We start from the raw sequence: 24,573 nt of genomic DNA on the forward strand, positions 1-24,573 counted from the left end.
CATTGTTTCGTTCGTAATTCATTGCACTAAATGTGTAATAAAGAGACAGGGACTTGGAGGAAAGAAAATGGGGAAAAAAGCAAACAATAAAAGTAAGGTCTTAAAAAGCTTATCTGTATTTGCTCTATCATCTAGAAAACGTAAGTTAAAGTACATTTTAGCAACTACGACGATGAGTGCTTTATTATTGTCATCTGTCATTCCGTACAACGTGCTAGCGGCATCATCAACACCTATCGATCCTTTTCATCAGGATTCGAGCGTTCCACAGTTGACGAAAGAACAGATTGCGGCATTGAATCAGTACAGCATAGGTGGTCCAGAAATTTCGTCTAAGATCAACACTTCAAGCGCGGAATCTGTTCGCGTCATTGTTGAATTCAAGCAAGCACCGGCGAAAGTAGCTGTCATGCAGGCACAATTAGCTGGAGACAAGACAACATTAGAAGAAGAAACACAAGACGTAAGCGATTCGCACAAACAGTTTCGTGCATTTGTGGATGGATTGTCTCAGCACAAAGCTGGCCCAAGTGTTAATGCAGTTACTAAGCAAACTTTAGCTAGTGAAGAAGATGCTGGAGATTCATCTGCCATCCAAATTACAAGAGAATATAAGAACGCGTTAAATGGGGTTGCCATGACGCTTCCAGGAAACATGGTCGAGAGACTATTCGAATCTGGTCTTGTTAGCCATGTATTCGCAGATGAAATAGTCAAACTTGACCCGATAGAAGTGGAACAAGTGAAGCAGCAAAGCGTTGAAGGGTTAAAAGAAAATTCGATCCCACTTCCGGGAATTGATGCGCTTCATAACGCAGGCATTAAAGGAAACGGCATTAAAGTCGGCGTGTTAGATACAGGAATCGATTACAATCATCCAGATTTAACGGATGTGTATAAAGGGTACCGAAAACAAGAAGGTGAGAACCCTAGTACAATTGACCCGAAATCAGTTAAGGGGTGGGATTTCGTCGATAACGATGCAGATCCGATGGAAACAACATATGATGACTGGGTGAATGCAGGTAAGCCAGTAAGACCAGGCCGTGAATACCCGACGTCCCACGGTACGCACGTATCTGGAACAATCGCAGCACAATCGAAAGCCAATGTCGAATATCCGGCACAAGGGGTTGCCCCTGGCGTTGATTTATATGTCTACCGCGTACTAGGTCCTTATGGTTCTGGTGCTTCAAGCGGGATTGTTGCAGCCATTGACAAGTCCGTTAGTGACGGCATGAAAGTCATTAACCTGTCACTTGGTGCAGCGAGTAACGAACCATTATCAGCAGAAGCAATCGCGGTTAACAATGCGACAATCGCTGGTGTTACATGCGTCATTGCAGCAGGAAACTCAGGTAATTATGCATATACACTTGGCACACCTGGAGCAGCAGCGCTTCCGATTACGGTTGGTGCAAGTGACTTCTCGATGTCGATTCCGACCGCAACGGCAACAGTTGGAAACGAAACGTTCACCGACTTTAAATTGCTTGGAAAAGGGTTCAATGACCACGTGGAAACACTTGCGAATAAAACGTATCCAGTTGTGTTTGTTGGCTCAGGTGGCGAGGATGATTTCAAAGATGTTGATTTGCAGGGGAAAATAGCATTGATAGAGCGCGGAACGTATGCGCTTAGTGAAAAAATTGTGAATGCACAAAAAGCAGGCGCAGTGGCGGCAATCATGTATAACAATATCGACGGCGACATCGATAACTATTTAGCAAGTGGTGTTGGTTTTATCCCAACATTCCGGATGTCAAAAGCAGACGGCGAGCGTTTAAAAGCAGCTGCTGAAACGGATTCAATTACGTTTACCAATATCGGATCGATTGTAACAGAAGGAAACAATTTGGCCGATTTTAGTTCAAGAGGACCCGTTACGTCAACCTATGACATTAAACCGGAGGTTGTGGCTCCTGGGGTATCGGTTTACTCGACGTATCCAGAATTTATCCACAGTCCAGAAACAGGAATTGATTACTCACAAGCATATGCTCGTATTTCGGGTACATCAATGGCTTCTCCGCACGTAGCAGCGATTGCTGCACTGATTTTACAAGCACACCCAGATTACAAACCGGCTGATGTCAAAGCAGCGTTGATGAATAGTGCGGACAAACTAAATGGCGACTATTCCGTGTACGAAGTAGGCGCAGGTGAAGTAGATGTAGCAGAAGCTGTTCATAACGAGATGGCATTCAAGGTACAAGACACCACGATAATAGGTGATGGAAAAGGTGGCTTTATAGAGAACGCGTATGAAAAAGGCTCATTGACGTTTGGTACGGTTTACAAAAAAGACGATAGCACAAATACAACAAACCGTACGATTGTCTTTGAAAACCGCGGTACCCAAGGGAAAACATTCGACGTTTCGGCAGAATATAGTAAACCGATTGATACTGTAAGTGCACATGTAAGTGACGCAGTAGCGAACAATGTAACCGTAACGACTTCTTCAGCATCTGTGACGGTCGCTGCAGGGGAGGCAACAAATGTAACGGCAACGGTTAACATACCTGCGAGCGCAGAGATGGGACAATATGAAGGGTATGTGAACATTGTCAACCATGACAATCCAAATGAACACTATCGCATTCCGTTCGCGACTCGCTTCGTTGAAAAAGGAATCGGAGACGTTGAGATCTTGAATCCAGCAATCTCAACCCTGCCTTGGAGGCATCCATATACGGCGCCTCAAACTCGCTATATCTATTTCAGATTAAACAGCCCGATGAAAGATTTATGGCCGATTATCTATGATAAAGACGGCAAAGCACTTGGAGCAAGTTCGGTAAAACCATTTAGTTTAAACGGTGCGCCTCTTGATACGGACCTAAGAGCAGTATTCTCGCCATCGTATTATCCGTTTATCGGCGATCCGAAAGATGAAAAAACAGACATCAAGCAGCCAATGGCGAAACTGCCAGAAGGTGAATATACAATCAAAGTTCGTACAACAGATGCAGATGCTGTGAGATACGAGGTCGTTAGTAAAAAGTTTATCATCGATAACACGTTACCGAAGTTGACGTTAAAAGACCATAAACCTGGCGTCTATGAGCTAAGTGATTCGGACTTTACAAATGAAAAAGGGCCAGATGGAAATATGGCTAATGCGCATTGGGTTCATGCCAACCTGTGGGATGAAGGAACGGCAAAATTAGCATCTTCAGACTACACACAGTCTGAAAATAAGCTATATTATTACTTTAATCAAAAAGCTGTAGTAAACGGCGATTTCCCACTTGATGCAAATGGGGATACAAAATTCGGTATTGAACCATCTGATATTGAGAATGGCCCAGCAACAATCAAACTATTCCCTATTGATATGGCGAAAAATGGGGAAATTTTAAATGAATCCAATTTCTATGCATTCGTCAAAAAAGGTACACCTTATGTGATACCAACTTACGATAAGGAAAAAGTCTATCAAGATGAAACGTTGACGATGACATTAAATCTACATAACGTAAAGGATTTGATGGCTGGAAACTACAATGTTGAATTCTATGATTGGCTCTTCCAGTTCCAAAGCGTAAAAGTTAACCCAGCATTCCAGCAGTATGCGGATGCAAACGGATTCACAGTAAGTGTCGATGAACCCACTGTGAAGGAACACCCTTTATATCCAGGTATTAAAGACGAGGTGAATGCGGGCGCACATATCAGCGGTGGTGAAGATTTTAAAGGAATCAGTGGTGATACGCCATTCCTTGATGTGACATTTAAACTGATAAATGACCGTATGTACGACGTCTACTATGACACGATGAACGTCGAAGCTAATACAGTGCCATTCACGTACACACAATACGGTGAGCAAGAACCGGTTGTCATCCAATCATTCAACCATATTAACCAATATAAAATCATACCAAAGAGCAATTATGTGGTATCCTATACCCATCTTGAAGCGTTCTATTCAAACTTTACGATGGATTATTCCATCATAGGAGCAAAAGCATACGCGCAATTGAAAGACGGGACAAAAGTGCAAGGAACGATTGACAAAAAAGGCTTTGTAGATATCGAGAATCTTCCTTTAACGAAAGATCCAATCGATATTGTCGTTGAAGCCCCTGGACATCTGAAGAGCATTCAGAAAGTGACGGTTGGTAAGAAAACACCGTGGGGCGAAGACGTCGGTGAGTATATACAAAAACAAGGTGCTCAACCAGTTGCAGCAGCCGGTGATGTAAATGGAGACGGTGTCATTGACGTGTTAGACGTGAAACAAGTTGCGAAGAAATTCGGAGTTCAAAAACAGACTGATTTCAACATCGAAGACTTGAACCACGATGGTATTGTCAATGCAACGGATATGAACTTTCTGGTTGGGAATCTTTACAAATCAAACCCAGATGCAACAATCACACCAAAAGAAATGGTCGACGGAAAAGTTAGCACAGATTTCTTCAACGAGTTAAGTATTAAATCTCTTGTGAACACATTGAAAGCAACAACAAAAACGAATCATACAGCAACACTGAATTGGCTAGCAGCTGTTGATGCGACGAATGTAAAAATTGAAAAATCAACTGACGGCTTATCATGGACGGCAGCTACAACAGCAAATTCTGTAGCAGTTGATTCAAACTCAGCAGTTGTGACTGGATTAAACGAAAACACGACTTACAAATTCCGCGTAACGGTAACAGGCGGATTAAACGCTGGTTCTTCAAATGTGGCAACTGCAACAACGGATGTCACGTTACCTCCAAACCCAACACCAACTCCGGAGCCAACGCCTGAGCCAATCACATTTGCTGATATCTCAGAACATTGGGCAAAAGAGGATATTGAATTATTAGCAACAAAAGGCATTATTAATGGACTGAAAAATGGATTATTTGCACCCGAAAAAGATATTACACGTGCAGAATTCACAGCCCTACTTGCGCGTGCTCTCGACTTGCCAAAAGCGACGGAGCAAGAAAACTTTACAGATGTCCGACCAACGGATTGGTATGTTTCGGAACTACAATCAGCTGTTGAAGCAGGATTAATCAATGGTTACGAAGACAATACATTTAAACCAAGTATGTACATCACACGTGAACAAATGGCTGCATTGATGGGTCGTGCATACAAAATTATAGAGAAACAAGCACCAACAGTGGATGTGGATCAAGTATTGGCAAAATATATCGATCGTAAATCTATCAGTGCATGGTCCAGAGCAGACGTAGCATTAGCTATACAACTTGGCGTAATTCAAGGAAACAAGGCAAATGAATTGCAACCAAAAGAATCTGCAACAAGGGCAGAAACAGCAGTCATGCTAAAAAGATTACTGGTAGAAATTAAACTGCTGGAAGAATAGATTTGCATAAAGCGATATCCATCAAATAAAATGACAAATTATCAAAAAGGGTATGTTCAAAGTGATTTCGAACATACCCTTTTTTGCCTCCTTCCGGCATTAAAGAGGAAAACTAAACCGGCATTGACAGAAGAATTGAATATATCGAATTTCATCGTATTTATGATGGGAAAATCAGCCAAGTTGAATGGCTATTTTATATACGTTGTAAAACAGGTTTGTCTTAGTTTTCATATTACTTAGAAACTGTAAGCATTAAAACTAAGTATACAATGACACCAATGTATGTATTTTTGAAATAAAGATGCGATATTTTGAATAATGTCGCGACGTTTGCAAAAAAGTTGCGTTGATCCGAGCAGGATTAACGCTTTTTTGTTGAACTTATCGAACTAACGGGGCAGGTTAGTTCAAGAAGAATTTTTCATTTATTGGAACTATTTGGGTTAAATAACGTAATAATTATAAAGGATTAAATTAAGGAGGATAACCCTTGAACAAATTCGGTGTTATCTCATTGCTAATGTTTATTAGTAGTATTATTGCTTTTTATATTTTGAGAGGACCTAATGCTGATATATATGTTGGTATAAAAATTTTTAGTGTTCTATCAATTATTGGGATTGTGTTTGCATTTATTTCAGGAAACAAGTTGTGGTTTTTTATCGGGGGGATTCTAAATATTTGTATGCTGGTGTTCACTTTTTTTCTATTACTCGCAATGGGTATAGGTGAGCCTTAAACTATCGGAAAAAAATTAAAAGATGAAATGGTTGATATATTATTTACTTATACAGCTAATTTCTTATTGAACTAACGGGGCAGTTTAGGTGAAGATGCAATGTTATAATTATTATCAAATCGATTATTTATGTAGACAAATCCAAACCTTTTTCGGATACCTTGAATTCGATGTAAATGAAAGCGAGAATGAGTAAATGAACATATTGGACTATCTTAAGGGAAGGTTTCCAACTGTCGAATTAATCCCAAGCATTTATTATCAATGGGACATTGGCATCCACTTTTCACTTGGTGGGGAAATCTATCAATTCAAAGATAATGATGATCTCAATCTTAATCGATTTCGACTTGTATATAAGCAAACCTCAACAATTTTCAATGAGTTGTTTGAGCAAAATGACGAGCTGTTCTTCGTGACGAATGTTTATAATCACAAAACAAAAGAGAAACATACTAGAAAACTGAAGGTATACCAGCCGTTTCTGAAGTGTAAAAATAAATTGAATCGAATTCAGGTGAAAACGTACCCTTATCCGTTCGAGTCGGACGAAGCAGAAGAATTCGAGTTGCAACAATTTTCCTTGTTGTGTAAGCGAGGAGACATACGTGTGAATGAATTACTTAAGGCAGCGAGTAATGAAGATTTTCCATTGAAACCAAAGTTCGGAAGGTACTCCATCGATTATCCCGATGTTTTCTTAGTGAACATCACAAAAGACATTATTTTCTTTGTCTACGACGACCGAGGGTGCGAAGTTATAGCCCGTGAAGCAGATCGAATACGTCCACTTTATGAGAAATACTACGATTGGGTAGAAGAAGTTGATAGAAAAAGGATTGAACAAGGGTTAGGAGGAAGAGGATTGAAAAAATGAAAACAATCAAAGTATTCATCTATTTTCTCTTGTTCAACTAACGGTGCTTTAGTTGAAGATCAAGTGCTCCTTAGACAATACTTTTCTTATCAAACTAACGGGGCTGGTTTGTTGAATAATCAATTAGTAATATAGGTTTTGATTTTTTGAGGAGTTTGGAGAGGAATAGATTGAAAAAGTTTCGTGGAAAAAGGAGTTATTTTCGTAATTTATGGTGGACGGTAGCAGTAGAGCATAATGATTTGGACTTTGGAAACGAGGGATGGTTTGATTTATGGCATACCCATCTAGACTTTTTCGGGGTTGGAAATAATAGTTTAAAGATAAGAAGAGAGCATGTAAAAGCACATTTAGCTATATATGAAAACTTATTAGAAAGGCTCGACACACTTGATAAACCTTATCAATCGTGGATTGAATTAGATGATGAAGATGCTGGTAAAGATGCAGTTTATATTCATACTCCTAATCCTAATGAAAATAATTTCCCTCTTAAAATAGAAAATTTAAACTGGGATTGCATTATCCCGAAATATTTCAAGGATTTAATAGACCTGAAGGAATTTAATGTGGGTCACTATAAGTGGGAATGCAATAGCAGCTATTTAATCCAGTCTAAAAATAAGGGGATTAAATTGTAGGACTTAAAGAACTAACTGGTGCTTTACTTCAATAAGGGGTAAAGCCTTTTTCTTATTCAACTAACGGGGCAGTTTAGTTTAACAAGAATGCTAAAATGAATTAATTGTAAAGCGGTTAAATTGGGGAGTGAAACATGAATATAATCCTTTGGCTTGTAAATGCTGTTATGTTATTTGGTGTTTGGTTGTTTGCTTCTGTCTTTCTGTCGACAGGGGATGAATGGTGGTCCTTATACACTTTTAATATGGAGGAAATATCTCCTTTCAATCTAGAAATATCTTGGCTAAATGTCTTTATATTTGGATTCATTTCTTTGGTAATTTCTTTCTTCCTTGTAAAGATAACTTCAGTAAAAAAATAACAACTTAGTTCTTCTTCAACTAACGGGTGCTTTAGTTAAAAATCATCGGGCTGTTTAAACAGCCCTTTTTCTTATTGAACTAACGGGGCAGGTTAGTTCAATAAGAAAAAGAGTTATGGACAGAATAAGGGGTAGAAAATTAAATAAAAGGAAGTGGGATTGCATGGTTAATATCGACGATGAAACCAACTTTGTAAATAATCAAATAGACTTTTGGGATTGTGAGTGTACTGAAAACCCATTATTTATGTACAACGTGGACGGTGAGTTTAGAGAAACGTTAACTGCATTTTGGAGGAACTATAATAGCTTTCCACTAAAAGTAGTTCATAATTTTGTACGAGAAATAGATGATTTAGATTCGGATGATAAAGTATATAAATTAAGAATTGATACAGTAAATACAATAGATGAACTGGTTAAAATGTTAGATGAAATAGGATGGAAATTAACTGAAGAAAACTTCTTTATAACTAATTCATCCAAAGAAATTGTTTTTAAAACAACAGAGATAGATATATTAAAGGGAAAAGTATTTGCACAGAAACCGATTTTTGAATTAGATACAAGGGAGACCTTAACAGAAGTCATTTTACATGGGTATTCCTTTTTGATAGGTACAAATGATACTAAGTTATCTACTAAGGAAATGGTTAAAGATATTTCCCTTCGTTAAAGTAGTCTTTAGGTAATTCAACTAATGAAGATCATCGGGTTGCTATGCAGCCCTTTTTCTTATTGAACTAACGGGGCAGAATAGTTCAACAAGATTTTTAGTTTAAATGGTAAGATATGTTTATAAAAGGGGGGAGTTAAATGAGTGATTTTTTCTTAATCCTTATGGGCTTTTTTATTGTTGTTGCAAATATTATTGGATTTATATCTTACAAAAAAAAGAAAAATCTATACTTTGCGGCTTTGACAATATTATTATTAGCAGTTTTATTTGGGACAATCGGTGGTGTATTAGCACTTTTTGTTATTCGTGATGCTTTTGCAATATTCTATGGCATGCAGCTAGGATACTATTTAATAATAAATAGCGTCATCGTTTTTTTAATTGCAATTTTAGCAACTGTAATAAACAAATTTAACAACAGAAAAATGTAATTCATGATTATATTCTACTAACGAGTGCTTTAGTTAAAGATCCTCGTGCCACTTAGCCAGCTCTATTTCTTATTGAACTAACAAAGCAGTTTAGTAGCTTGAGGAAAATCTTGATGCTAAGAAATATCTTATAAAGGATACATTAATAGCAATCGAATAGGAGTAACCAACTTTGAATTATGTTAGATTTTGTATTTATCAATTCATCTTATTTTCCTCAATTTTTGTTATCAGCTTTTACCAAGATCAATACTTAGGTAAACCATTTACTTCTGTTGATTTAATAGCAATATGTATAAGTTTATTTATCGCAATAATCGGTTACCGATTAGTAAATAAGATATATAAACGATTCGAGAATATTAGGTTGCAAAATAAGATATTAATTTCAATACCAACTGTAATATTATCAATCCTGTTTATTGGCTTACTTGAGCAATTACTCGTTTAGTTTTCTTACTCAACTAACGGGGCAGGTTAGTTCAATAAGAATTATTTACAAACTAGTTGAGTTAGGACAAATTTTATGTACCACAGTTTCAACAACGCCAAAGGGATGTGTATTAATGAAAGAGTATTATCACTCTAAAAAGAAGAAAATTAGGGGATGGAAGCGTCACAAGAGGAAAATAGAAAAATGGAGACAAAATGTAATCGACTTAGAAATTGATTACATACGAGAAAACCAAAAAGATTACGCAAAGTTGTGGATTCATCCCTTTTATTCGTTAGTCCGTACAAACCCACCAAATTGGTATAACCGTTTATTGTTAAGCAAAATGATAGATGTATATCTAAACTGGTATGAAAAAATGGCGAAAGAAAATGAAGACTTTTATCTAAAGATTTGGTTATATGAACCTGAATTTATCAATTCCCAAATTGTTGTCTCGTACAAAGACTGTATAAATTTTTACAATGATACCTTTGATAAAAACACTATTAAAAAGGTATTTCCACTTCATAAATATGAGTCATTAAAGGATAAATTAGCAATGTTTGATTGGGAAGCCCACATTGATGCCGAAAAGTATTGGGAAGAGGAAATTAAAGAGGATATAGAGACAGGGTACAGAACAAAAGAAGAGGTAAATGAGATACTAAATAAATCTTATAAAACCGAAAAAATTAAACTTAGCTATGGAAGTGACACCATTTATAAAGTAAATGTTGGAGATGTTTGGGTGGGAACTTTAAAAAGATGATGGAGTACCCCTATGAAGAATGCTCTCAGTTCTTCATTAAAATATATACCTATACCATTTAAGCCATATTGAACTAACGGGTGCTTTAGTTGAAGGTCATTGAGTTGCTTTGCAGCCCTTTTCTTATTGAACTAACGGGGCAGTTTAGTTGAACAATCAAATCAAATAAAATATATTTAAAAATGGAGATACAGGTGAAATCAAGAATATTACTCTCGATGATGATTCTAAGTTTTTTTATCGTAATTACTGGTTGTAATTCTGAAGAAAAAAGCTATAAAGTATGGGTTGAACCTTCAACAAGCAGTCAAGAAACGATAGATTCAGCGATTAAAAGGCTTTCAAATGCCAAAGTCGATTTCATAATTGAAGACAATGGAAGTGTTTTAGTAAATGAGAAGGATTTGAACAAGGCGGTAATATGTTGTTCTTAAATAGTTGAGTATATTACTTCAACAAGGAGTGAAGCTTTTTTTCTTATTGAACTAACGGGGCAGGTTAGTTCAATAAGCATGTATATTTAGAAGTATACAAATTAGTTTACTTTTATTGTTTATGGAGACTATGTATTTTTTATGTTGATGAATGTGCAAATAGTCCCACTTATAATCTCTATGATTACCAGACAGGTCTTAATCTCGTTGGTAATTTATCTCCATTTGCTTCATAAACTAATTTTGTTAAATCTTCTTTGAGCATTTGCAGGCGTTCAGCACCTATGTTTTCAATCCAACGTTGCTCAATCTCAGTTAGTATCTTCTCTTTTGCTTTCACTACTAACCAACCTCGTTCCGTCAAAACAATAATTTTACCTCTCTTATCAGTGGGATGAGCTTTGCGCATTACATAGCCACTTTTCTCAAGATAATCCACCATTTTACTCACAGCTTGCTTTGTAATTCCTAAATATTCGGCTAGTTCTATACCTGTTGCTCCATTGGGAGTGATGCATTTAAACATAAAACCATGTACAGGTCTAATATCTCCAAATCCCAATTCACTCAATCTGTCATGTAATTCATTAATTGATGTACTAAAGGATAATGATAATAGTGATGTAAGATCCAATTCACTAAATACTTCATGATTCATACATAAAACCTCCTTAAATAAAGTCAATTAGGTTGACTTTATTTGAAACCCATTGTACTATACACCATGTAGTCAATCAAGTTGACCATAGTTCAATTATAAAAGAAATAGGATTCACCGTAACAAAATTAATACATTATGGAGGGTTCTCATGGCTAACATCGTTAAAATTAGAGGAAGTGTATTTGCACCGTATGCTTGGTTGGAACCTATTAAAGATACTGCAACAGAAAAGATATTCGAATACACTGGTGATGCACGTGAATTTACACCAAACGCTGTAAACACTACACGGTCAAGATTAGAGCAAGAAGTGATTATTGATTTTTATAAAAAAGAAATTTTCACATATACAAATGCTTGTATCGTAACTGTAAAAGTTACAAATCCAGATGGTTCTATTGATTATAAAAAAGGAAAAACAAGTACAGAAAATATTGTATGTACTAATGTTGTGTGGGGCACTGATGAAGTTTCTTTTGAAATGAGGGCAAGTGCAAGCAATCCTTTAAATGCAGCAGCACCTGCGGCTGATTATTTATTAACTATACATGTTAACAAGAGTGGTGTTGCACAAATTGAAGGTGCACATGATGGGTTCCCCTGCTATGAATTTTATAAACAAACAGATTTTGGTCCATTTGAATTAATATATACACATGATTTCAGAAAAACTGGTGACACTCCGGCAACGCTAGCTGGGGAAATGGAATACAGTTTTAAAACGACAATCTAGATATAAATATAAGTAGAAGTTTACAAGCAGCAAATATTAAAGGAAAAGCAATAATTTATACGAAAGAAATTGCGATCTGTTTTGCTCAATGGCTCAATATTATTATCCAAAATAAAATTAAAAATCATAGAGGTGTGTCTCATGACTAATATCGTTAAAGTTAGAGCAAGTGTATTTATTCCAATGTCTTGGACTGAACCTAAGAAGGATACTCAAACAGGAAACGTGATTCAATTCGAAGGTGACTCACGTGAATTTACACCATATGCTGTAAACGCTATGCGTTCCAGAATTGAACAAGAAGTAGTTATAGATTTATATAAAAAAGAAATCTTCACATATGCGAATACTGGCATAACAACGGAAAGAATCACAACTACTGATGGTTCCGTTAATAAAAAAACAGGAAAAGCTAGTACGGAAGGTATTTTGTGCACTGATGTTGTATGGAGGTCAGATGACGTCAAATTTCAAATGAGTGCTAGTGCTGGCAACCCATTAAATGTATATGCACCTCCCGTTGATTATCTATTAACTGTACATGTCAAAAAAGATGGTACTGTCGATATTCAAGGTGCACATGATGGATTCCCTTGTTATGAATTTTATAAGCAAGTAAACTATGGTCCGTTTGAAAAGATTCATACACATGACTTCAGAGAAACTGGTGATACAGCTGAAGCTCTAGGTGGAGACATGGAATATAGTTTTAAAAAGATATTGTAAAGCCAATAGGATTCCCTTTTTAGTGAATAAATATATAACAACATAAGAGTGAGCAACAGGAGGAAAAGAGAATGACAACAGTTTTATTTGTAAAAGCAAACGATCGCCCAGCAAACCAAGCAGTTAGTGTGAAATTATATGAGGCTTTTTTAGCAAGCTACAAAGAATCACATCCAAATAATACAGTGATAGAGCTTGATTTATTCAAGGAAGAATTGCCATATGTAGGTGTAGATATGATTAACGGTACATTTAAGGCAAGTAGAGGACTTGATTTAACAGCAGAAGAAGCAAGAGCAGTAGCTGTTGCTGATAAATATTTAGATCCATTCCTTGCAGCTGATAAAGTTGTATTTGGTTTCCCTTTATGGAATTTAACTATCCCAGCTGTACTACACACATATATTGATTACTTAAACCGTGCGGGCAAAACATTTAAATATACGCCAGAAGGTCCAGTAGGTCTTATTGGAAATAAAAAAATAGCATTATTAAACGCAAGTGGCGGTGTATATTCTGAAGGACCAAAAGCTGAAGTAGAAATGGCTGTTAAATATGTAGCAAGTATGATGAACTTCTTCGGTGTAAAAGACATGGAGAAAGTAGTGATTGAAGGTCACAGCCAATTTCCTGATAAAGCAGAAGCAATTATTGCTGCTGGGCTTGAAAAGGCTGTTAAAGTAGCAAGTACATTCTAATTAACATAATGCTTGCCACCCTGTAGGGCAGTACCAACACTTTTATAGTGGTGGTACTGCTTTTTTTTATTCACTTATCTCATTACTTTTGGGCAATGATTGGAATTGCTATATTTGATACTATGCAACTTAAGAAGAAAGTAAAGCCTTTTTCCTTTTTGAGCTGACGGGGCAGGAGGTGATCAGGCAGTCATTTATGCGGCTCGAAATCAACTAGTTCCGTTTTCATAATTAAAATTCACTTATAAAAATATATCCTGTCCCTTTTTATATCACTCTTGGTATAGTACTTTTGTTTTATGCATGTATAGAACCAATAACAGCAAGAGTTACATCCTATGTTCAATTTTCAGAAAAGTAGAAATATGGGATGATAAGGGTAAGTGGAATAAATATAAACTCAAAAAGGAGAGACGTAAATGAAAAAAAGTAAATTGAAAGCATTTAAAGTCATGTCTACTGCAGCTGTCACATCTTTACTTCTAACATCTTTAACAGCTTTTGCAGAAACGAATGACACTTCAACCAAGTTTCAACCATTGGAAGATATAGTGGAGCAAGAAAGTAAGGATCTTTATAGTGAAGCTGTTACTAAAGAAGGTTTAATTAAAGCGTATAGCACGAATGAAATGGTCCGCCTAATCGTTGAAGTTGAACAGCTAACTGATGTGGAGCAATCATCAAAAAATAAAAAGTCAATGATGAAGCAAAAGCAAGACAAAGTGATTGATGCAATCACTAAAACGAAAAATTCAAAAGTAAATTCCGCTACTAAAGTGAAACATCGTTATTTTGAAGGTTTTAACGGATTCAGTTTAGAAACTGAGTTTCAGAATTTGAAAGAAATCGAGTCTATTCAAGGAGTTACGAATGTACATATTGCTAAAACATTCCATGAAACGATGGCAGCTAGTAAAGAATTGGTACAAGCTCAAAAAGTTTGGGAACAATATGGCTATAAAGGTGAAGGATTAGTTGTAGCGGTCGTAGATTCTGGGATTGATCATACACACAAAGATATGAAACTATCTGATAATGCAAAAGCGAAAGAAAAATGGACTCAAGATAAAATGAATCAAAAAATGGCAGATACAGATGTAAACGAAATTTGGTATTCAGATAAAGTCCCGACAGGTTATGATTGGGCAGACAATGATACAAATGTCATCCCTGGGTTAAATGGTAGTTCGCATGCAACACACGTTGCTGGAACAGTTGGAGCTAATGGGGACGAAGCAACTGGTGGGGTCGCTGGTATTGCTCCAGGTGTTCAACTATTAGCAGAAAAGGTATTCTCGGATATGGGCGGCGGAGCCTATGAGGATGATATTATCGCAGGAATCGAGCATGCCGTTACAATGGGTGCAGATGTTATCAACATGAGCTTAGGTGTTGATGCAGGCTATGTTAGTGAAGAAGATGATCCGACTCAAAAAGCCATTCGAGTTGCGACAGAGCGTGGAACACTAGTTGTAGTGGCAGCTGGTAATTCCGCTCATAGTACGAAAAATAATTTATTTCTTGACTCTGCTTCAAAGCCATATGCAGAAAATCCTGATATTGGGACAGTTGGTGCACCGGGTGTAGGTCCATATGCTTTATCGGTAGCATCCTATGAAAATACAAAATTGCATTTAAATACTTTAGCAGATACAGATGGTTTTAACCTTCCTTTCCAAGATCAAACGATGTTTCCTGCAAAATATAATTTTAAACTTTCAAGATTTTTAAATCCGAATCAAGAATATGAAATGGTGTATGCAAACGAAGGACGAAGCAAAGCTGATTTTCCCGCCAATAAAACTGGCTACATTGCAGTAATAAAATTATTAAATCAATATACTTCTTATTCTAGTATTCAATTTAACGCAGAAAGGTATGGAGCAAAAGCGGTTATCATAATACCAGCTGATAATATGGCGACTGATTATCCTTATCTAAGATTAACTGAAAATTCAATTCCAACTGCTACAACAGGTAAGGCTCCAGGCCAAGAACTATTAAATAAACTAAAAAGTGGTCAAACCGTCAAGATGAAATTAGACGGGGAAACTTGGATAGATAATGCAAAAAAAGACAACATGTCCAGTTTTTCATCCTATGGTTCTCCAAGTACATTAGATTTTAAACCTGAGATTTCGGCTCCTGGTGGAAATATTTATTCAACTGTTCCAGGAAATGATTATGAAATCATGAGCGGTACATCAATGGCAGCACCTCATGTTGCAGGCGGCTCAGCATTGTTATTGCAGGCCCTTTATCAAAAAGGATTAACCCATTCAGAAGATACAGTTTTAAAAGCAAAACTTGCTTTAATGAATACAGCTAATGTTCTCATGGATCCAAAAACAAACGGTGAAGTACCATATTCACCACGCTTACAAGGATCTGGTTTAATGAAAATTCAAAATGCCATTAACACACCTGTCATTGTGAGAAGTCGAAACACGCCTTTAGAACAAGCTGGAGCAGTTGCTTTAAAGGAAATTGGACAAACTACAAGCTTTAAATTAAACGTGGAAGCATTCGAAACTCCTAAGGGAAATAATAATAGTGAGGATATCGAATACCAAGTTTTTGTAGATGTTTTAAAGGATCAGACTGAAATGAAAGAATATGATTTAGATTTTGATGGTGACATGGATTCCAAGGAGTATTTAACTTTAAAAAGTGAACGAATCAATGGAGCAACCGTCACTGTCAATGATAAAAAAGTGACAGTAACAGAAGGAGCACTTCTTAAAATTAAACCTGGTCAAACAAAACAGCTGACAGTTAATGTGAATTTACCAGATTCCTTAAAGAAAAATAGTTTTGTAGAAGGATTTGTTCGTCTAGTTCCGGTTACCAAGGACCAAGATAAAGCCGTGCCTTTATCCGTTCCTTATATGGGCTTTTATGGAAATTGGGGTGAACCACTAAATATCGATCCTCCTGCATGGGAAAAAGATGCATTTTTAGGTTATACTGCACTTTGGGATGGAACATCAGAACGTTATCCAAAGGGATATGATCCTAGTACTGGAACGTTTGATCTTAACAAAATTGCCATCTCGCCAAACTACCATCTAAATGGTATCTATTCTTCATTTACGTCTTTACGTAATCTACAAAAAACAGAAATGTTTGTTGAAGATCAATCAGGAAATATCGTTAAATATTTAGGTGACTTCAGTGAATATACAGGGACACCATGGAAATTCAGAAAAAATATCATGTCAATTGGGGATACTTATTACAATGAACTCTATCCTTGGGATATGACAGATGAATCTGGACAATTTGTACAAGATGGAAATTATCAATATGTGATTAAATCGACATTAGACTATCCAGGCGCAAAACCACAGGAAGTTAAAATGCCTGTGAAAGTAGATTCGACACTACCTAAAGTTACAGACATTACTGTGACTCCAAAGGATGGAAAATACGAAATTTCCTGGAAAGGCACAGATAATGAAAACGGAAGTGGATATGTTGCTGCAATGGTTTGGGTGAACGGAAATTATTATCTACCAGGAAAAGAGTCAACATTACTATTAAACTACGAACCGAAAAATATTGTAGTAATTGGAGCAGACAACGCGTTTAACCACTCTTACACCGTTTGGGGAGATCAAAGTCCACAATATATGAGTGAATGGATGGTCCTTTCCAATTCTAGTGTATGGCCGACTAAAAGTTTAAACAATAACACTCCAACTGAGCTAGATTACTTTGCCCAAAACAGATCGGACTGGACGTTTTATGTTAAAGATACAAATGGTAATATAGTCGATACATTTGAAGTTAAAAATGAAAAAGAAGTTCATAGAAAATGGGTACCTAAACCGGATCTTCCAAATGGTAACTACTTTATTTCAGCTGATCTAGTAACAAAAGATGGTTTTAAAGTATCAACAACGTCAGTAAAAGTTACAGTTCTTCAATAACTAATAAAAAATAAAGAAAGCTAACCTTAATAAAGGGTTAGCTTTCTTAGTATGTTCTCGGAATTAGGATCTAACAAAAGAATAGGTCATATATACATTCGGTAATTCATTATAGATTTCTACATAATGAAATCATGTCCAAATAACTTGAAATTCTATTATATTATTGTATTACTGATAATATTTTCAATAAATTTTTATACATATAAGTCTATGGAACTATGCATTAATTAAATAGGTTGTTTTTCTAAGTAGCGCGATAACCATCATTATTGCTATCTAGATCCGATGAATCCCCACCAAAAAAACACACGTAACATTATATTTAAGAGTGAAGAGCGAAGTGACTAGTCACTTCGCTTTTCTTATGTAAATATGTATGGTTGTGGATTACCGATAATAGTGAGCAGGGATGGACTCGTAACTGTTTCTAAAGCGAAACGCCGAATCCCAATCTCCACATTGTGGGGGCTGGACGCCTAAGTTCTTGATGGCTACCGGATATGAAAAGGTAATATCACCGTTGCCTATTTTAGAGGAGATGCTGTTCCTCATCCCAATCGGGGTGTTATGTCAACCTACTGTGAATGCTAGAGTTAAAGTCCTTAATGTTTATTTAATAGATCATTTACAAATCTATAATATCTAAGACGTATTTTATTAACAATACAGCTTTAATATATATTAGTGGGGATAGCTTGAGTGGCTATCATGGTATTTGGCGAAGGAGGAGCCATTTTTCAGTATACATATTTACGCTTAAACAAGAAGGTACATTCTATGAACTCCTATTAATTAAAGATTTCAATTCAGAAGGACCAGCAGCACATAAGTGGTAGAAAGTACTGTATCAAGGGATCTATAGCAAATTTAATTAACCATTAATTTTGGAGGTTCTATATGAGGAAAAATTGGAAAAAAAGGATCTTACCGATTACCATGTCCTTTGCATTGGCAAGCAGTATTATTTCGCCAAGTCTTACATCAGCTTTAGGCAGTTTCGATTTAAACTCACCCGTCATTCAAACACCCATCAATGAATATCAAGCTAGTCTTGCTCCGGGTGTAACGGAAAAACACTACAGCTTTGAAGGAAAAGATGGAAAAAAGATTGAGAGTTTCGTAGTGGATGTTGATGTACAAAATTCGAGCGTATCCATTGAAGCAGGTACACCGAATGACGGAGCAGCATTTGGCCTGCAGCCCGTTAGACAGCAAGCCAATGCAGCAAATGGCGACAACCGTAAAGTAGTGGCAGCTGTGAATGCTGATTTTTATAATATGGCTACTGGTGAACCAATAGGCGTTGTTTACAAAGATGGACAAGCATTAAAGGCTCAGTATTCAGCATCACAAAAATTCTTCGGAATCAAAAAATCTGGTGAAGCCGTCATTGGGGACTCAACTCTATATGATGGAATGAAAGATCAATTACAAGAAGCGCTGGGTGGGAATGCCATTCTCGTGAAAAATGGTCAAGTCTATCAAACTCCACAAACGGGAGCAGATAGAGAGCCTCGAACAGCGGTAGGGATTAAAGCAGACGGCGATGTATTTTTTGTCGTGGTCGACGGAAGACAAGAGGTATATTCAGCTGGAATCTCCATGCCTGAATTAGCACAATTAATGATCGATTTAGGGGCAGTAAATGCGTTAAACCTTGATGGAGGTGGGTCTTCTACCTTCACAACTCGCGAACTGGGCGGCGATAATCTTGAGGTAGACAATCAACCTTCTGACCGTTCAGAAAGAAGCGTAGCAAACTCTTGGCTGATTGTCTCGAAAGAGCCATCCGACCACCTTTTTGATTCGGCTCATATTGAACCATATGACCAATCCTTTACCCCAAGTGCCACGATTCCATTCACGGCCAAGGGAAGAGACAAATCCATGGCTTCAGCATCTCTGCCAGCCTCCGGTTTAACATGGGAATTGTCTGATTCAACCTTTGGTACGATCGATGAGAATGGAAAGTTTTTATCAAATGGAAAAACAGGACAGTTGGAAATCATCCTGAAATATCAGGGCAATCTGGTTGGAAAAAATATCGTTGAAATTGCTAAGCCTGATGAGATGTCCTTTACTTCAACAGAGCTAACAGCAGCTAAAAATAGTCAAACCAATTTAAATTTAATGACAAAATTCCAAAAGAGAAATGTACACTGGAACTCTCAAGATATGGAGTTTGACATCCCTGAAGGAATGGGAACCATTGATGAATCTGGTGTCCTCCGTACTGGAGACAAAACGGTTTCAGGGACGATTACGGCTCGCTTGAAGGGGACAAACCTTTCAGCACAAATCAATGTTTCGGTTGGAAAGCTTCCTGAAGTCTTATTTGATTTTGAAGGTGGGCTTGAGGGCTGGAAACCATCTGTTGTGGGGCGCGGTGAAAAAGCGACACTAGGTTTGGCTGCCTATCCAGCACCAGTAAGATTCGGCAATCAGTCATTGAAATTGGATTTTGATCTAACAAGTGCACAAACTGGAACCACCCTTGGAGCCTATGCAGGACCTGGCTCAAATATCGCAATTCCAGATAATCCCTCCAGCATTGGAGTGTGGATTTACGCAACTCCGGATGCACAAGGTTATTGGCTGAGAATGAACATTGTGGACGGAAACGGCAAAACGCAAACCATTAATCTTAATCAAGAAAAACCAGGGATCAATTGGACAGGCTGGAAATACATCGAGGCCGACATACCAGCCTCCTTTACAGGTCCGTTCAAAATATCAGGAACACAAGCGGTAAGATTAATGGTTACGAAATCAGGAATCACCGTACCCCTGAGAAAAGGCACCATCTATATTGATAATATTAGAGCCGTATATGGAGATAAAGTGGATGACTTAAATCCTCCAGTTATCCAATCAATTAACGTAGAAGGGAAAGAATTCACGAAAAATGCGGTCAATTTGAAAGCAAATGTGAATGAATATGAAGATGATCCTTTTAAAACGGGAATTGACTGGGAAAAAATCAGATTTTTAGTAGATGGTAAAGACTACTCCAAATTAGAAGGTCATTTTTCATTTGATATGGATGGATCGGTCTCATTAAGTGGATTACAATGGGCGGATGGAACCCATCAAATAACCCTTATGGTCCCTGATAAATTCGGAAACCAAGCCGTTAAAACGGTCTATTTTACCGTGAACACTGGCGCGGCAAAGATGGAACTGGTCAAAAAACAAGATCAAGCCTTGCTAGGTGATGTGTTTGACCTAGTAGTGAAGGCTGACAATCCATCTGAAATCTCTGGCTCCACCATTAAAATGCAATTAGATAAGAACTTCCCAGTGGAAAATGTTACTTTTTCTAATGGGTTCAACACAAGTACATCAAGCTATGATACTGAAACTGGAATACTTACATTGAATCTAATGAATAGCGGCGAAACAGCGGCAACCGCAGAAGCTGCAACGATTCAGATTCGCATTCCTGCATCGACAAAAGAAGGCAGCAAATTAACCTATGAAATGATAGAAGCTAGCTTAAGCTACACGGAGCCAAAAGAAGAAAACTTCGTTTCGACATATTCAATGGCACCAGCCAGCTTCGAAGTGAAAGGTGCCTTCGATATTATCGCAGAGCCTATATTAATCGGGAAGCCTGTTGTTATGACAGTGAAAGATATGAACAACGAGTTAATCGCTGACGCAGAAATTTTCGCCATCATCAATGGCAACACGGAACCTGTTCTAGTAGGAAAAACAGATGAAAAAGGTGTTCTCCGTGTGGATACTATCACAAATGAAGTGAAGAACATCTCTTTATATGCTGTAAAGGATGGAAAGTATTCGTTTAAAGTAAACACGCAGACCTATCCGCCTCTTGCGGCAGTGACAGAAATAAAAAATATCCTTTCCACTCCAACAAGTGATCCTCATAAAGGAAAAGGTTTCACATGGATGTCGAGTCCGTTAGCGAAAGAAAAACCCGTTATTCAATTTGCACGAAAAAAGGATTTTGACAAGAAAGGTGAACGGTCGCTAGAAACCATCGACGGATCATCCACTAACCAGGTATTCTCTGGGGAGCAAGATCCTACGAAAAATGGAATCGTCCGAGTAAATGAAGTCACATTAAAGAAATTACAACAAGGGACAACATACGTTTATCGAGTGGGAGATGGAGAGAACTGGTCAGAGCTGCAAGAATTCACCACTTTAATGAGGAAGCAAAGCTTTGAATTTGCCGTTTTAGGTGACACGCAATCGCCAGCAGATTTAAGTGACTTTACGAAAATTCTTGGGGATCTTGATAAAAAAGACTTATCGTTCATGATCCATGTAGGCGATCTGATTGACGAATCCTCCAAATTTAAACAATGGGATGATACATTAAATGTCTTAAGCCAATACAGCAACATTCGTTCCACCGATCTTGTTGCGGCGCTAGGAAATCATGAATACATGGGAGATGCGAATGGTCAGCTAGCAAAAGCCATCTTAAACTCCCCTGAAAATGGACCTGAGGCAGACAAAGGCGGGACATATTCGGTTGATTACAATAACATGCACATTAGCGTACTAGGATACACCGATGATACCGAGATTTTGAACAAACAGTTAGAGTGGCTGAAACAGGATGTCACAAATTCCGATAAACCTTGGAAAATCCTTGTGACACACAAACCTCCTTATTACACAAATCCGTTTGGCGGGAATGAACTCATGAAACAAAAACTGCCACCGGTCGTCGATGAATTAGGGATTGACATCGTGTTCTCTGGCCATGATCATTCCTATGGCAGAACGAAAAAGCTGAAAGACGGAAAAGAAGATCCGAACGGAACGGTTTATGTGGTCGCCGGTACAACCGGTAAAAAGCACTATGATGCCGTGGCAGATGAGAAATTTGACTTCGTCAACATGGAAAATATCGCAATTTCATTACAAGCCAAAGTGAACAAAGATCAAATCAGCTTCACCACTGTTTCATCTGACGGTGAAACCATTGATCAATTTACAGTTGTAAATAAAGATTATCATGAAGAGTAAAAAATAAAAAAGGTGCTAGATATCATCCGAATTATGGGTGGTACTAGCACCTTTTATTGTTAAATTTACTTGTTAGTGCATTGGGAAGAAGCTAATCAACTATATAAAAGGTGATTAGCTTCTTTTTCTCAGTGCCCTCCTCATTGCAGAAGTGGCTCTGTTTTTTGGTTGAAGTGGTTCAAAATTGGGGTATTATTTTCATTTGTTTTTTTAGGATATTCTATTTACCTTTGGAGAAAAAGAAAAGAGGGTAAGGGATATTATTGGGATGATGAAGGGGTTGTATTTGACCTGCAAGGGAATAAAGTTTTTTGGGATGAGATTGAAAGTATTAAATTTTCCAATGTAAAAGGTATGAAGTCTACTGCGATTTATCCTCACTATACAAATCACGAAAAGATTAGAATCCGTCGTAAGAAATCGATGACAACAACTGCACACTCAATTGATTGGTTTTTGATTGAAAAGCCAAGGGAAATTCACAAGAAATGGTTTTAAATGCTTCCCTGAAATCGCAAGGTATTCTTTCAATTGAATTGTGTCCAGAGTTGTTATTTCAATATCCTTAAAATATTCAATAAGTAATGACAATTGGAGCCGATAAGCCTTTAATGTCTGTGGAGAAAAGCCTTCAATCCTTTTATCAGATTCAAATGCTTCCCATGCTTTTGACAGTAGCAATTTTGTTCCTCCTAAAAAAAGTATCGTTAAAGGAAATATTGCCAATTCTATCGAAATTAAGACATATGGATAGTTTACAAACGGACAGGTTAGTTGAAGAGTTCGGTATGCAAAGCGTTAGGCTTTCAAAAGATGAATGGGAATGGAGGGTTAATGTGTATTTGCTTCTTTCAATAGTTTTGAGTACGATTTTAGGATTTGCTTTACTTACTATGGGACCACTTATAGGCGGGGTCATTGCTTTTGGAATAGTTGTTGGTTGTATATTTAGAGGATTGTATTTACTAAATGACCTACATAAAAGTATTTTATCTATATCTCCCAAAAAAGATAAAGTCCAACAGGCATATGAAAATTATTTAAAGGAACGAGATAAAGATTCTAATTAAACTGATGCGTTAGTTAGAGATCATCGGCTGATTAAGAAGCCTTTTTTTATTGAACAAGCGGGGCAGTTTAGTTAAAAAAGGTTAACTTGCAGATTGTGGAGAATATGTAAATAGAGGAAAGAAGATGGGAGAGGAATGGTAAGTAACTTGAAGAAAACAATTGGTTGGACACTTGCTTTAACTACACTTTTAATCGGAGGAGCAATCTATTATTTCATAACAGTTTCTCTCTACGAACCATCGGAAGATTTATTTGACTTCCCTATTCCTAAAAAGGCTGAACTAGTTAAAGAAAATGAACACGCGGTAATTTATGATTGGTCCAGCGCATCCGAAGAAAATGGGATACCATTTGGGTATAAATTAGTTATCAAAGCGAATGGATGGGAAAGAGTTGAGAGTTCGGATATAGATGCTTCTCCCCATTACTCAAAAGGGAATCATCAAATAAATGTGCTTTCTCTAAGAAAGCAATTGACCCTCATCATAGAGAAATAACTGACATTGAAATATTTAGAACCTTATTCAACTGACGGGGCAGGTTAGTTGAACAAATTAACCTGAGAAAGGAGAAAAAATGGAATCGAATCAAAGAAAAATGATGGATAATGCCTTGAAAAAAATTGTGATACCGGCTTTAAGAAAACAAGAATTTAAAGGCTCGTTTCCTCACTTTAGACGGACAAATGAAAAGATTATAGATTTAATTACTATCCAATTCAACAGATGGGGTGGTTCATTTGGAGTTGAATTGGAAACGTGTCCAATAGAAGGTGTAACTATGAGTTGGGGAGAAAAAATCCCACCAAACAAAGCAACTACTCATCATCTAAACAATCGGTTTAGGTTAGGAGCAAAATCAGTTGATGAAGAAGGAATATGGTTTGATTTTGAGAATGCAAAAACAGAAGACGATTTTGAGGAAATAGCTTCAAGTGTTGTGGGTTTATTAAATACATCAGACCGTTTTTGGATTTCTATGTTGTTAAACTAACGGGGCAGGTTAGTTCAAGAAGAAAGTAGTAACAAGGGGGAATCAG

18 protein-coding genes are annotated in these 24,573 nt (G+C 37.2%); 17 read left to right on the forward strand and 1 reads right to left on the reverse strand.

Features of this window, described 5'->3' with window-relative positions:
- Positions 1-67 precede the first annotated feature (67 nt).
- From MHH33_RS09230 to MHH33_RS09265, 8 genes are all read left to right on the forward strand, one after another.
- A complete protein-coding gene (locus tag MHH33_RS09230) occupies positions 68-5,335 on the forward strand; it encodes a S8 family serine peptidase (protein ID WP_342543668.1) in 5,268 nt (1,755 codons plus the stop codon).
- A 523-nt stretch (positions 5,336-5,858) separates the two neighbouring features.
- On the forward strand, positions 5,859-6,077 hold the full coding sequence (locus MHH33_RS09235) for a hypothetical protein (protein WP_342543752.1): 219 nt from the start codon (positions 5,859-5,861) through the stop codon (positions 6,075-6,077).
- A gap of 196 nt (positions 6,078-6,273) precedes the next feature.
- Positions 6,274-6,954: a DUF3885 domain-containing protein gene (locus MHH33_RS09240; RefSeq protein ID WP_342543669.1), complete on the forward strand. Its 681-nt coding sequence runs from the start codon at positions 6,274-6,276 to the stop codon at positions 6,952-6,954.
- A 170-nt stretch (positions 6,955-7,124) separates the two neighbouring features.
- Entirely contained in the window at positions 7,125-7,595 is a 471-nt protein-coding gene (locus MHH33_RS09245; RefSeq protein WP_342543670.1) for a hypothetical protein, read from the forward strand.
- Positions 7,596-8,072: 477 nt separating this feature from the next.
- Positions 8,073-8,633 (forward strand): hypothetical protein, encoded by a 561-nt coding sequence (locus MHH33_RS09250; protein ID WP_342543671.1) that lies wholly within the window; start codon positions 8,073-8,075, stop codon positions 8,631-8,633.
- Positions 8,634-8,773: 140 nt separating this feature from the next.
- Positions 8,774-9,067: a 3-isopropylmalate dehydrogenase gene (locus MHH33_RS09255; RefSeq protein ID WP_342543672.1), complete on the forward strand. Its 294-nt coding sequence runs from the start codon at positions 8,774-8,776 to the stop codon at positions 9,065-9,067.
- A 566-nt stretch (positions 9,068-9,633) separates the two neighbouring features.
- A complete protein-coding gene (locus MHH33_RS09260) occupies positions 9,634-10,272 on the forward strand; it encodes a hypothetical protein (protein ID WP_342543673.1) in 639 nt (212 codons plus the stop codon).
- A gap of 218 nt (positions 10,273-10,490) precedes the next feature.
- Positions 10,491-10,706 (forward strand): hypothetical protein, encoded by a 216-nt coding sequence (locus tag MHH33_RS09265; protein ID WP_342543674.1) that lies wholly within the window; start codon positions 10,491-10,493, stop codon positions 10,704-10,706.
- Positions 10,707-10,890: 184 nt separating this feature from the next.
- On the opposite strand, the gene MHH33_RS09270 is transcribed toward MHH33_RS09265, so the two are convergent.
- Positions 10,891-11,364 carry a MarR family transcriptional regulator gene (locus MHH33_RS09270; protein ID WP_342543675.1) on the reverse strand — a complete coding sequence of 158 codons (474 nt, stop codon included), beginning with the start codon at positions 11,362-11,364 and terminating at the stop codon, positions 10,891-10,893.
- Positions 11,365-11,515: 151 nt separating this feature from the next.
- Between MHH33_RS09270 and MHH33_RS09275 the strand changes: the two genes are divergently transcribed.
- The 9 genes from MHH33_RS09275 (at position 11,516) to MHH33_RS09315 (ending at position 24,527) form a co-directional block, all read left to right on the forward strand.
- Positions 11,516-12,100 carry a DUF3238 domain-containing protein gene (locus MHH33_RS09275; protein ID WP_342543676.1) on the forward strand — a complete coding sequence of 195 codons (585 nt, stop codon included), beginning with the start codon at positions 11,516-11,518 and terminating at the stop codon, positions 12,098-12,100.
- A 141-nt stretch (positions 12,101-12,241) separates the two neighbouring features.
- The gene (locus MHH33_RS09280; protein WP_342543677.1) at positions 12,242-12,826 is read left to right on the forward strand and encodes a DUF3238 domain-containing protein; all 585 of its coding nucleotides are present in this window, start codon (positions 12,242-12,244) and stop codon (positions 12,824-12,826) included.
- Between the two features lie 71 nt (positions 12,827-12,897).
- Positions 12,898-13,524 carry an FMN-dependent NADH-azoreductase gene (locus tag MHH33_RS09285; RefSeq protein ID WP_016427175.1) on the forward strand — a complete coding sequence of 209 codons (627 nt, stop codon included), beginning with the start codon at positions 12,898-12,900 and terminating at the stop codon, positions 13,522-13,524.
- A 419-nt stretch (positions 13,525-13,943) separates the two neighbouring features.
- Positions 13,944-17,456, forward strand: a complete 3,513-nt coding sequence (locus MHH33_RS09290; protein WP_342543678.1) for a S8 family serine peptidase — start codon at positions 13,944-13,946, stop codon at positions 17,454-17,456.
- Positions 17,457-18,356: 900 nt separating this feature from the next.
- Positions 18,357-22,463, forward strand: coding sequence for a phosphodiester glycosidase family protein (locus tag MHH33_RS09295; protein WP_342543679.1), 4,107 nt, complete (start codon positions 18,357-18,359; stop codon positions 22,461-22,463).
- 168 nt (positions 22,464-22,631) lie between these two features.
- The gene (locus MHH33_RS09300; RefSeq protein WP_342543680.1) at positions 22,632-22,961 is read left to right on the forward strand and encodes a hypothetical protein; all 330 of its coding nucleotides are present in this window, start codon (positions 22,632-22,634) and stop codon (positions 22,959-22,961) included.
- 86 nt (positions 22,962-23,047) lie between these two features.
- On the forward strand, positions 23,048-23,533 hold the full coding sequence (locus MHH33_RS09305) for a hypothetical protein (protein ID WP_342543681.1): 486 nt from the start codon (positions 23,048-23,050) through the stop codon (positions 23,531-23,533).
- A 147-nt stretch (positions 23,534-23,680) separates the two neighbouring features.
- The gene (locus MHH33_RS09310; protein ID WP_016427180.1) at positions 23,681-24,031 is read left to right on the forward strand and encodes a hypothetical protein; all 351 of its coding nucleotides are present in this window, start codon (positions 23,681-23,683) and stop codon (positions 24,029-24,031) included.
- Positions 24,032-24,110: 79 nt separating this feature from the next.
- On the forward strand, positions 24,111-24,527 hold the full coding sequence (locus tag MHH33_RS09315; RefSeq protein WP_342543682.1) for a DUF4304 domain-containing protein: 417 nt from the start codon (positions 24,111-24,113) through the stop codon (positions 24,525-24,527).
- Positions 24,528-24,573: the final 46 nt, after the last annotated feature.

The sequence above is a fragment of the Paenisporosarcina sp. FSL H8-0542 genome (assembly GCF_038632915.1).
In the GTDB taxonomy this organism is placed as follows: Bacteria; Bacillota; Bacilli; order Bacillales_A; family Planococcaceae; genus Paenisporosarcina.